This is a genomic window from Wenjunlia tyrosinilytica (assembly GCF_014646055.1).
Classification (GTDB): Bacteria; Actinomycetota; Actinomycetes; order Streptomycetales; family Streptomycetaceae; genus Wenjunlia; species Wenjunlia tyrosinilytica.
This window is the reverse complement of sequence record NZ_BMMS01000024.1, coordinates 144,601-156,353: the sequence shown is the minus strand read 5'-3', so window position 1 is coordinate 156,353 and position 11,753 is coordinate 144,601. Positions and strand designations below refer to the sequence as shown.

Here is an 11,753-nt window from a genome sequence, read left to right as displayed (position 1 = left end):
TCCGTGAGCGTCGTCCGTGAGGCGGCGTTTCGGGTGGTGGCGGCGGTGCTGCCGCTGTGCCTCGCGGGCGGAGAAGCGAACAGCTTGGAGCGGAAATGGCGACGGTGAGTATGAGCGTGCACGAGCAACTGGCACTGCGGCACCGAGCGGTGCTGCCGGACTGGCTGGCCGTCTACTACCGGCAGCCGATCGAGATCACCCATGGCGAGGGCCGCTACGTCTGGGACGCGCAGGGGCGCCGGTACCTGGACTTCTTCGGCGGCATCCTCACCACCATGACCGCCCACGCCCTGCCGGAGGTCACGGCCGCCGTCACCGAGCAGGCCGGGCGGGTCCTGCACACCTCGACCCTCTATCTCAACCGCCCGATGATCGACCTGGCGGAGCGCATCGCCCGCCTGTCGGGCATCGAGGATGCCCGGGTCTTCTTCACCACCTCGGGCACGGAGGCCAACGACACCGCTTTGCTGCTCGCGACCACCTACCGAGGCTCCAACCAGGTCCTGGCCATGCGCAACAGCTACCACGGCCGCTCCTTCACCACCGTAGGCATCACCGGCAACACCTCCTGGTCGCCCACGAGCCTGTCGCCGCTCCAGACGCTCTACGTGCACGGCGGGGTGCGCACCAGGGGGCCGTTCGCGCATCTGACCGATCCCGCCTACATCGACGCCTGTGTGGAGGACCTGGAGGACGTCCTCGATCAGGCCCAGGGCAGGGTGGCCGCACTGATCGCCGAACCCGTCCAGGGCGTCGGCGGCTTCACCTCCGGCCCGGACGGTCTGTTCGCCGCGTTCAAGAGGGTGCTGGACCGGCGCGGGATCCTGTGGATCACCGACGAGGTGCAGACCGGTTGGGGCCGCACCGGCGAGCACTTCTGGGGCTGGCAGGCCCACGGCGCGAGCGGCCCGCCCGACATCCTCACGTTCGCCAAGGGCATCGGCAACGGCCTGTCTATGGGCGGCGTCGTCGCCCGCGCCGACGTGATGAACTGCCTGACCGCGAACTCCATCTCGACATTCGGTGGCAGCCCCATCACCTCCGCCGGCGCCCTCGCCAACCTCACCTACCTGCTCGAGCACGACCTTCAGGGCAACGCCCGCCGCGTCGGCGGCCTCCTGCTCGGCAGGCTCCAGGCGATCACCGCGGGACTGTCCTGCGTCCGCGAGGTCCGCGGCCGGGGCCTGATGATCGGTGTGGAGCTGAACACCCCGGAGCAGGCCACCGACGTCCTCGAGGCCACCCGTGGAGGCGGGCTGCTGGTCGGCAAGGGCGGGCACGGCGGCGCGGTGCTGCGGATCGCACCGCCGCTGACGCTCACCGTGGCGGAGGCCGAGGAGGGCGCGGAGATCCTGGAGGCGGCGCTCAAGCAGGTCGAGTCCGGCCGCCAGGGATCCTGAGCGGGCATGGCCGCGGGGCGCGCCCCACGCGGGGCATGCCGCACGTCCGGACGCCGCGCGCGGGGCGCGCCGCGCATCCGGGCGCTCACCTCCGGGGGGGGGCCGCGCATCCGGGCGCCGCACATCCGGGTGCCTCACATCCGGGGCGCCTCGAACGAGGCGCCGGTCGTGTCGCTCAGCGCCGCCTCCACCAGCTTGACCTGCTCCACAGTGGTGGCGACCCACTCGCATTCGCGCCGGTAGACCCCCGAGACCTCCCGCACGGTGGGGTGCGGCGAGTGGCGGGTCGCGAGGAGCCGGGCCCGTATGGAGGTCAGTTCCACCTCCAGGAACAGGACCACCATGCGGGCCAGCTCCAGCGGGTGCCGGTGCAGCACCTCCTCGTAGCGCCACCGGGGCGGGGCGAGGTCGAACAGCCACGCCTTCGCCGACCGCTCGAAGTCCGGTGAGCCCGGACGGCACAGGCCCTCCGGCCACGTCCGGCCGCCTCCCGGCCCGCGGGTGCCACGGTTGCGGGCGTCCGGGGTGCGGGACTCGAACGGGGATCGGGTCAACGATGACTCCTTGGCTGAGGGGCGTCCGCGGGACCGGACGCTGGTGGAACCGGATGCGCGCGGCCCTGCCCGCACGCTCGCGCTCGGTGGACTCCCGGCGGTCCGCCGAGTCCTGCCGACAGCAAACGCGGACCAGTGCGGCCGCGTTAACGGGCCGTCCGCGCAATTCCTTGTCGTCTTCGTTTCTTCTAGCCCTCGCCAATTAGCCATGTCAAGCCAACTGCCTTTGACTGTAGGGGATTTGAGGTAACGGTCCGGACGTCGTCCCGGCCCCGCGGACAAACGGCCGGGCCCGGTCGGCCGGAAGCGGCACCCGGCGAGGGGAGAGCTTTCGCGCCGGGCGCCCGGACCTGCTCAGGTGCCGTTGGAACTTGGGTTACTGGGGGGTCATTTTTTGGCTGTCAAATTCACATCACGGTTTGGCTGTGGGGGGTTGCGGAGTCGGAAGTTTCGATAGCGTGCGGGTCGGGACCTCGTCGGCCCCGACGTGCGGGCCGCTCTTCATTTTCAGGAGATTTCCATCTTTCACCGGCCTGGGGAAAAGGAACAGTTCCCGGCATGCCATGCCCCCACCGATACTGCGGTCAGGAGGACGTGATGGCGAGGAAACGCATGCTGATGGCATGTGCGGTGGCCCCCGCGCTCTTGCTGGCGGCCGCCTGCTCGGACTCGCCTGCTCAGGGCGGCTCCGCGGTTTCCGGCGCACGCAAGGGCGCGGAACACCGCATCGCGTTCTTCGGATTCGCCAAGGCGAACTCTTTCGCCGCGGCAACCTTCGCCGGAGTCAAGGAATACGCACGGGCCCATGGCGCCGACGCCGAGTTCTTCGACCCGAACTTCGACGCGCAGGTCCAGGTACGCCAGATGCAGGACGCGATCACTTCCAAACGCTTCGACGCCTTCCTCGTCCAGGCCAACGACGGGGCGGCCGTGCAACCGCAGGTGCGGGCCGCGCTGAAGGCCGGAATCCCCGTGGTCGCGGTCTTCACCCCCGTGGGCAAGCGCCTCGACACGGCCCAGCCCCAGGTGCCCGGCGAGATCTCCCTCGTCGACGTGCCGACGGTCAACGGGCGCGAGCTCGGGGAGCTGGGTGTCGACGCGTGCCGCAGCCGGAAGGCCCACCCCTGCCGTGTCGCCTACCTCGAGGGCTTCAAGACCCTGCCGCTGGACAACGCCCGCACCAAGGCCGTGGAGAAGGCGCTCAAGGCCGCCGGACCGGATGTGAAGCTGGTCGCCGAGACCGAGGGCGGCTACACCCAGCAGACCGGGCGCAAGGCCATGCAGGACGTCCTGCAGTCCACCCCCGACCTGGATGTCGTGCTCGGTTCCTCGCAGGCCGTCGCGGGCGCCGAGAAGGTCGCGCGCGGCAAGGGCATCGCCTTCGTCGGCAACGGCGGATCCCGGCAGGCGGTCGCCGCCGTCAAGAGCCACCGGTGGTTCGGCATCTACTACGTCCCCGCCCGGACGATGGGAGCCAAGGCGGCCGAACTGGCGCTGCGCAGGGCGGACGGCGAGCGGGTCGACGAGGCCGTCCCCGTCACCTCCCTGACCGCCGTGGGCGCCAAGGGAACCGCGCGGTCACTGAAGGGTGTGGCGGGCGAGTACGACGAGTGAGGGAGGACGAGACGACATTCCGAGAAGTGGTGTCCCGACAGGCCGTGTCCCGACAGGCCGTGTCCCGACAGGCCGTGTCCAGGGAAACCGTGTCCCGAGAGGCGGTGTCCCCAGAAGCCGCGTCCCCGGAAGGGGTGTCCGCAGAAGGCGAGTCCGCGGAAGCCGTGTCCGCGGAAGCGGTGTCCCGCGACACCGCGGGGGCGTCGGCGCCCGCGCGCCGGGCGACTGCGGTAAGCGCGCGGTGGCGGGACCGCGGTGTGGGGTCCTGCGTGGCCTTCCTGGTCCTGGCGCTGTCGCTGTCCACGGACACCTTCCTGACGGCCGACAACCTCGTGAACCTGCTCGACCAGGCCACCGTGACGGGCCTGCTCGCCTGCGGTGCCACGGTCTGCCTGCTCGCCGGGGCGTTCGACCTCGCGATGGGCGGCACACTCGCCCTCTCCGCCATCACCTTCGTCGCCGTGACCAGGGCGACGGGAGTTCCGCTCGGCATGGCGGCCGCCGTGGCCGTCGGCCTTGCGCTGGGCACGCTCAACGGACTTGTGGTGGTGGGGGTCCGGGTGCACTCCTTCATCGCCACACTCGCCCTGGGCATCGCGTACGGGGGCGTGGCGCTGATCGTCACCGACGGGGACATCGTCTACCCCTTGTCGAGCCGGCTCTCCGAGGCGCAGGTGCTGGCCCGGCCGACCGCGGCGGGCGGCATCACCGTGGCGTCGTTCCTGCTCGTCGTCGTCACGGGGATCTGCTGGGCCCTGTCGGCCAGGACGGCGTTCGGCCGGCACATGTACGCGGTCGGGGGCAACGCCGAGGCGGCCCGGCGCTGCGGGGTGCGGATCGACGCCGTACGGGTCGCAGTGCTGGCGATCAGCGGCGTGTGCGCGGCCCTCGCCGGCCTGGTGCTGGCGTCCCGCGCGGGCTCGGCGCAGGCGGACATGGGGGCGCAGCTGCCGCTGAGCGCGATCGCCGCCGCGGTGGTCGGCGGCACCAGCGTGCTGGGCGGCCGGGGCGCGGTGTGGCGCGGTCTGGTCGGGGTGGCCCTGCTCACCCTGATCGGAAACGGGTTCAACCTCCTCGGCTGGAACTCCACCTACCGGCAGTTGATCGAAGGGCTGCTCATCCTCGGCGCGATCGCCGTCGACCGGCCGTCCGGAGCGCGGCGATGAGGCCGCCGCGGCCCGAGGGGGCCCGATGCGCATAGGGATCCGTACCTCCGCCTCGACGGCGCACGGGGTCCTCATGGACGGCGGCGCCGTCGTGTCGGCGGCCACGGCGCCGCTCGACGGCTCGGCGCCGGGTGCCCTCACGGCGCTGACGACCGGCCTGGCCGCGGCCGCTTCCCCCGAGGTCGACTCGGTGACCTGGGATGTGTCGTCGGTCCTCGAAGAGGCGCTGGAGCGCGCGAGCGAGGGCCGCGCCCCCTCGTCCCTCGTGGGCCCGGGCGGCTTGTCCCTCGTCTGGCCCGGCAGCCCGGTGGTGGCCCAGCACGTGGCCGCGGTACGGGTGGTGCCCAGGTCCCCGGCCGCGCCCGGCCTCGGCGCCCACCCGTCCTCCCTGGTGCGCTCGCTGGTGTCCTGGCGCGGCACCGTCACCGGGGGCCACGACCTGTTCGGGAACGAGCTGGCGGCGCTCGACCTCGACGCGGCACTGCGGTGCGCCGAGCAGGCGGCCCTGGCGGGGCTGACGACCCTGGCGATCACCGCCACCGGCGCGTGCAACCGGGCCATTCACGAGGAGTCGGTGGCCGCCTGGCTGCTGGAGCGGATCCCGCGGCTGCGGCTGTGCCTGTCCCACGAGAGCGGAGGGCTCGGACTGCTGGAGCGGGAGGCGACCACGGTGGTCAACGCGGCCCTGCTCGACGTGGCGGAGAACGTGGTGGCCGAGTGCGAGCAGGCCACGAGCGCGCTGGGGGACGGGGTGTCCTGCTGGTTCGCCACCGGTGACGGCGGCCGGGTGTCCGCCAAGAGGCTGCGCTGGTTCCCCGTCGTGGGCCTGGCCGCGACGGCGGCGTCCGCCCTGATCGGCGCGGCGACGCTCTCGGGCAGCAGGGACGCGGTCGTGGGGCTGACCGGCCCGGCCATGATCACTGTCGGGCAGGTGCGGGGCGGGCTTCCCCATGTGGAGGCCGATCTGCCGAGGAGGATCGGGGTGCGCATGACGACGCCGCAGCCCGTGCTCACCTTCAGCGCCGTGGACCCCGCTTCTCCCACCGCCCACCCGCTCAACGAGCACAGCGGACCGACCGTCGATGTCGTGGCGGTCCTGGACGAGGGAGGTCGCGAGGTGGCCGACCAGCTCCGGCGCCATGTCCACCCCGGCCCGACGTGGCTGCGGTCGCCCGCCGACATCGCCGCGGTCGGCGCCGCCCACACCGAGGCGAGCGCCTGGCTGGACCTGCTGATACCCGCCGAGACCACGGACGAGCTGGACCGGCTCCAGGCGCGGGCCGAACAGCAGGCTCTCACCCTGGTGGCCTCGAACGGCGCCCGGCCGGGAACCGAACGCGTCGTGAAGTCCTCCGCCGCCGCGGTGGGTTATCTGCGGGCCAGCCTCTACCGGTTGCAGGTGCGCGCCACCGGCCTCCCCGACGACGGGCCCGCCCGATGACCGCCACCGGGGTGGCGGCGGACAGCGAGGCCGCCGCACCCGCTCAGACGATCTCCGCCGAGGACCTTCCGGCCATGGTCGCGGGCAACCAGCTGCTGTGCTCGGCGATCGGCGCGGCGGGCGTCGACGGGGTCACGGTCTGCGTGGAGGCCCTGCTGCGCCGGCACGGCCCGGTGCCGCTGGTCGGGCTGGACTCGCTGCCCGACGACGCCCTGTGCGCCTCGGTGGGAGCGGTCGGCGCCTTTGCCCCGCTGCTGGAACTGCCGCCGTGCGGAGACGAGTTCGAGCTTGCCGTCGGGGCGCTGGAGGCCCGGATCGGCCGTCGGCTCGACGCCGTCGTGTCACTCAACGCGGCCGGACCGAACGCCCTGTTCCCGGTCGGGGCGGCAGCGGCCCTCGGCCTTCCGCTGGTGGACTGCGACGGGATGGGGCGGATCCTTCCGCTGATCCACCAGACGACCTATGCCCTGGCCGGACTGCCGGTCACCCCGCTCGCCGGCGCCAGCCAGACCGGGGATGTGGTGGTGCTCGATACCGGTTCCCGGCGGGCGGACGCGCTCCTGCGCGGCGTTGTGGACGCCTCGGGAGGCTTCATGATCTGCGCGATGTACCCGGCGACGGCCGCGCGACTGCGCGAGGCCGCGATCGAGGGCTCCACCAGCCGCATCCTGCGGGTCGGCGGACTCCTGACGAGCGTGTCCGGCCGCGGGGCCCTGCTCGCGGGCCTGGCCCGCACCGTCGGCGCCCGGGTGCTGGCCCACGGCCGAGTCGTCGAGGTGGCGGGCGTCGGCCGCACGGAGGGGACCCGGCACTACCCCTCCATGCCGAGCAGTATCGTCCTGGCCGAGCCGGGCGAGGCCGGGCGGATCATCCGGCTCGAGGCGCAGAACGAGCTGCTGCTCGCACTGATCGACGGCGCCGTGGCCGCTGCCGTCCCCGATGTGCTGTGCATGCTCGACCGTCACAAGCTCCGCGTGGTCGGCCTCGAAGGGGTGGAGGTGGGGGACGACGTGGACGTGCTGATGGTGCCCGCCGCGCCGATGTGGCACACCGAGGCGGGACTGGGACTGGCCGGTCCCCGGGCATTCGGCTTCCCGGTCAGCCATCCGAGCGAGGGAGGACGGCCGTGAGAGCCAACCGTTCGACAGAACCCCTGACGGTGGCGGAGCTTGTGCGCTTCGGCCCTCTGAGCCGGGCCCGCGCCTTCGCCACCGGCCATCTCGAGCGCCCGGTCTCCGGGGTCTCGCTGATCTCCGAACTGGAGAAGGCGCGGCAGTGCGAGCCCGACACCGTCCTGGTGGTGCACCCCACCGCGGCGCTGGGCATCTGGGCGCTGGAGTCCGCCCTGCGGTTCGCCTGGGAGCGCAACGCCTCCTGCCTCGTCGCCCCGTCCGGCATCGCGGTCACCGGCTCGACGCAGCAACTGGCCGAACGGCTGCGCATGCCGCTGTTCGTCGTGAGCGATCCCGCCAAGAGCGCGCTGGAGCTGGCGGCGGCGATCGCCGACACCGAGGCGGCCAGGGCCCGCATGACCACCCGCTGCGCGGTGCTGTTCAGCGAACGCGAGAACATGCGGGACATCGTCGGCGTCATCAACACCGAGGTGCCGGGGGTGACCGCGGCTCTGTTGACGGCCGACGGGCATGTGCTCGCCGGGCGCTCGACGGTGGGTCGGGACCAGCGGAACGCCAACGGCGACGGCCACCGGGTGGAAGTGCCGGTGCCGGGCCCCGGCGGTCGGCCGCTGGGTACCTTGGTGGCGCGTCTGTCCACGTGGTCCCCGGCCTGGGCGGAGACCGTCGAAACGATTCTGCGGCTGGCGCGGGCGCCCCTGGCCGCGTCCATCGCCGGGGCGCAACTGGCGCTGTCGCACCGGGCCGTGAAGGACCGGCTCCTGCTGGAGACGCTTCTGCGCGACGAGCACGCGGCGCCGGAAGCGGACGGCGCGGCGCCGCGGCCTCCCTCTCCCGCTGACGAAGGAGTCAGCGCCGAGCGGATCGCCCGTGAGGCGGGCTGGCGCATCGACGGCAGCCATGTGGCGGTGTTCCTGCGGCCGGGTCGGCTGGACGAACCGGGCCGCGAGTCGGCCACGACAGGGGTGATCGCGTCGTGGCAGGACGCCTTTCCCAGGACCGACCTGATCCCTTACGAGCAGGGGTGGGTGGCGTGGTTCACGGACAACGCGGCCGAACCCCGGGACGTCGCCGACCTGGTACGGCACAGGCTGCTGTCGTCCCGCATACCCCTGCCGCTGAGCGTGGGAGTGGGCCAGCCGGGGGAGGGGATGAGCGGCCTGCGGCGCTCGGTCGCGGAAGCGGCCCTCGCCGCGGCGGTGGCCGTGCGCGCCGGCGGTGGCACGATCGAACTCTACGCGGAGCTGGGACCCCGGGCGGTCCTGGCCTGCCTCCCGGTCGGTGAGATCGCGGACGCGGCCAGGATCCTGCTGGCCGAACTGATCGCGGACCCCAAGGCCGACGTCCTCATCAGCACCCTGGCCGCCTTCCTGGACTGCGCCTGCTCCACCGGACAGGCCGCCGCCCGCCTCGGCCTGCACCGCAACACCATGCTGGGCCGCATGGAACGCATCCGCTCCAGAGGTGTGGACCTCGAAGCCCCGGAACACCGCCTGGCCCTCCATATCGCCTGCTACGCCCTGATGAGCACCCGTCAGCCGACGTGAGGCGGGCGCGGTGCCGCGCCGGAGGCGGAGGTCCTGCCGGGTGCCGGGCGCGGCGGAGCACTTCACCGCCCCGGTGAGGCAGACGCATCCCGCCTCCACCGTGAGGCGGCGCGTCGCGCCCGAGGCGCCCGGCGCGCCGTCCCGCCGGCGGCGCGCCGCTCGTGTGCCGGTGGGGTCCGGGTCCACCACCGGTGCGGTGGCGCAGACGGCCCGGCCGCTCCCGTCGGGGACCGGAGTCGTCCTCTCCGCCGCTGTCGGCGGCGAGGGGCCGCGCCCGGATGGGCGTCCTGCACATGCCCCCGCAACCGGGTGTGTACCCCGCCCACCGGGCGGGGTGCCGCACATGGGCTCCCTGGTGGAGCCACCGCCCGCACCCTTGGCGGGCTTGGCTTCCCGGCCCTTGGACCACGCCCGATGACCTGGGCGCTCCGCCGTCCACGACGTGGTCTGTGCCAATGACACAGTGGCCTGTACCGCCTCTGTGCATCGGGCCCACAGCGTCCCATCGCCCTCCCGCTAGCGTCCGGGGGTGTTCGCGCGCCGCGCGCCCGGTCCGTCCGGTCGGCTCCTCGTCGAGCCGGACCAGCGGACCCCTGCTGAGAGGTACTGCCATGGTGGATACGCATCCGTACCTGGAAGGGAACCTCGGGACACGCACGCCGGTTCCCCATCGGCACGGTGATCCGGTGACCTGTCCGACCTGCGTGTCGACAGACCGGGAAGCCTGCGTGGGCGACGTCGTGCACCACGCCGCGTTCCCGCCCCTGACCGCGCGGGTGGGCTCCGTCCGCCGCTATGTGCGCACCTGCGCCGCCCGCTTCGGCGTCACCCACCGCTTCCCGATGGACGATGTCGCCCTCGTCGTCTCGGAGATGTTCGCCAACGCCACCACTCATGCCGACAACGCCGGATCCGACGTCACCGTCGCCATAGGACTGAGCGGGCCCCTGCTCCGCCTGGAGGTCCACGATCTCGACCCCCGCCCCTGCGTACCCGCGGCCGCGTCCGGGACGGACGACTCCGGCCGGGGGATGCTGCTGATCGCCGCGCTGTCCCAGCGCTGGGGCATGATCGCGCGGCACCGTGGCAAGATCGTTTTCGCTGAGATCGCTCCGCACACGGAGTTCTGATCACCGGCGGGCCGCTGACCGGGGACAGCGGCGCGCACCAGCACGACCACTTCAGCGAGGAACGACATGCCCGCCACCCACCGCGTCGAGAAAGACCTTCTCGGCGAGCGAGACATCCCGGCCGACGCCTACTGGGGCATCCACACCCTGCGCGCCACCGAGAACTTCCCCATCAGCGGCACACCCGTAGCCCGCTACCCCCACCTGATCGAAGCGCTCGCCGCCGTCAAACAGGCCGCGGCCATGGCCAACGCCGACCTCGGTCTGCTGGAGGAGTCCAAGGCCTCGGCCGTCGTCGCCTCCTGCCGTGAGATCCGGTCGGGTCTGCTCCACGACCAGTTCGTCGTGGACGTCATCCAGGGCGGCGCGGGCGCCTCCACGGACATGAACGCCAACGAGGTCCTCGCCAACCGCGCTCTGGAACTCCTCGGCCATGCCAAGGGCGAGTACCAGCACCTGCACCCCCATGAGGACGTCAACCGCGGCCAGTCCACGGGCGACGCCTACGCCACCGCCGTGAACGTCGCGGTCGTCCTCGCGGTCCAGGACCTGCTGAGCTCGCTGTCGGTGCTGGCAGAGGCCTTCGCGGTCAAAGCCGTGCAGTTCAACGACACCTCCCAGGAGACGTCGCGGGACACCGCGGCGGTCCATGGCTCCTGGCTCCCGGCCGCGGACCCGGTGGGCCTGAGCCGGGAGTTCGCCGCCTACGGCGTGATGATCGAGGAGGACCGGGGCCGGCTGACGGAAGCCACGATGCTCGCCCATGAGGTCAACCTGGGCACTCCGGCCCTCGGCACGGGCCCCTGGGCGCCCCCCGGATACGCCGAGGCCGCGCACGGCCACCTCTGCGTCATCACCGGCCTGCGGCTGCTCACGGCCGAGGACCCGATGGAGGTCGCCCAGGACTGCGGCGCCCTCGTCCACGTCTCCGCCGTGGTCAAGCGCGTCGCGGTGAAGCTCTCCAAGATCTGCAACGACCTGCGCCTGCTGTCCGGCAGCCCCAGGTCGGGCCTGGGCGAGATCAGCCTCCCCCCGGTCGAGGCCGCCTCCGGCTCCCTGCCCGGCAGGACGGACCCGGTCATCCCGGAGATGGTCAACCAGGTCGCCTTCAAGGTGATCGGCAACGACCTCGCCGTCACCATGGCGGCGCAGTCAGGACAGTTGCAGATGAACGCCTTCCTGCCGCTCATCCTCCACTCGCTCTCGGAGAGCATGGCCCATCTCGGCGCTGCCGCCCGTATCCTCGCCGACCGCTGCGTGTCGGGCATCACCGCCAACGACATCACCGGCAGAAACACCACCACCGCCGACACCACTGCCAACAACACCCTCGCCAACAACAGCAGCGCCAACAGCAGCACCGCCAGGAAGAGCGCCCCCGGCAACAGCACGGCCGGCCGTGCGGCCACCGAACAAGCGGGCAAGCCCGCCGCCTCGCGGGACTCCCTCGGGCGCGTCACCCCCCTCAAACCGCCCCTCGGGCGCCGCACCGCCGCGGACCTCGCCGAGGAGGCGCTGGAAACCGGCTGAGGACCGCCGGATCCGCCGACCGGGATTGAGCCGGCCGGGTGCCCGCGGAAGAAACCCGCCCGTCCTGCGGGACTAGCCTCGACGGTATTGCCACAGTGGGCGGTGGGCTTCTACGTTCGTTTCCCACCCCCGGCGTCTACGTGCGTAGAAGCCAGGGGGCAGCCGGGCCGACGCCGCGTCAGGAACCCGCCGGTGCCGAGGTCCGCACGGCCGCTGCGGCAGCCGCCGCCCGGCGACA

At 72.5% G+C, this 11,753-nt stretch carries 9 protein-coding genes; 8 read left to right on the top strand and 1 reads right to left on the bottom strand.

Annotated elements, in window-relative coordinates:
- Positions 1-95 precede the first annotated feature (95 nt).
- Entirely contained in the window at positions 96-1,400 is a 1,305-nt protein-coding gene (locus IEY86_RS25530) for an aspartate aminotransferase family protein (protein WP_189134182.1), read from the top strand.
- 134 nt (positions 1,401-1,534) lie between these two features.
- Here the strand turns inward: IEY86_RS25530 and IEY86_RS25525 are convergent, their stop codons facing one another.
- Positions 1,535-1,954 (bottom strand): hypothetical protein, encoded by a 420-nt coding sequence (locus IEY86_RS25525; RefSeq protein ID WP_189134181.1) that lies wholly within the window; start codon positions 1,952-1,954, stop codon positions 1,535-1,537.
- A 597-nt stretch (positions 1,955-2,551) separates the two neighbouring features.
- On the opposite strand from IEY86_RS25525, the gene IEY86_RS25520 reads away from it, so the two are divergent.
- The 7 genes from IEY86_RS25520 to IEY86_RS25490 all read left to right on the top strand — a co-directional run bounded on the left by IEY86_RS25520 (position 2,552) and on the right by IEY86_RS25490 (position 11,515).
- On the top strand, positions 2,552-3,568 hold the full coding sequence (locus tag IEY86_RS25520) for a sugar ABC transporter substrate-binding protein (RefSeq protein ID WP_229698746.1): 1,017 nt from the start codon (positions 2,552-2,554) through the stop codon (positions 3,566-3,568).
- 269 nt (positions 3,569-3,837) lie between these two features.
- Positions 3,838-4,734: an ABC transporter permease gene (locus IEY86_RS25515; RefSeq protein ID WP_229698745.1), complete on the top strand. Its 897-nt coding sequence runs from the start codon at positions 3,838-3,840 to the stop codon at positions 4,732-4,734.
- Positions 4,735-4,759: 25 nt separating this feature from the next.
- Positions 4,760-6,175, top strand: coding sequence for a hypothetical protein (locus tag IEY86_RS25510; RefSeq protein ID WP_189134180.1), 1,416 nt, complete (start codon positions 4,760-4,762; stop codon positions 6,173-6,175).
- Positions 6,172-7,305: a DUF917 domain-containing protein gene (locus tag IEY86_RS25505; protein ID WP_189134179.1), complete on the top strand. Its 1,134-nt coding sequence runs from the start codon at positions 6,172-6,174 to the stop codon at positions 7,303-7,305. Before IEY86_RS25510 ends, IEY86_RS25505 begins: the two co-directional genes overlap by 4 nt.
- A complete protein-coding gene (locus IEY86_RS25500; protein WP_189134178.1) occupies positions 7,302-8,855 on the top strand; it encodes a PucR family transcriptional regulator in 1,554 nt (517 codons plus the stop codon). Before IEY86_RS25505 ends, IEY86_RS25500 begins: the two co-directional genes overlap by 4 nt.
- A gap of 728 nt (positions 8,856-9,583) precedes the next feature.
- The gene (locus tag IEY86_RS25495; protein ID WP_189134177.1) at positions 9,584-9,985 is read left to right on the top strand and encodes an ATP-binding protein; all 402 of its coding nucleotides are present in this window, start codon (positions 9,584-9,586) and stop codon (positions 9,983-9,985) included.
- Between the two features lie 66 nt (positions 9,986-10,051).
- Positions 10,052-11,515: a lyase family protein gene (locus IEY86_RS25490; RefSeq protein ID WP_189134176.1), complete on the top strand. Its 1,464-nt coding sequence runs from the start codon at positions 10,052-10,054 to the stop codon at positions 11,513-11,515.
- Positions 11,516-11,753: the final 238 nt, after the last annotated feature.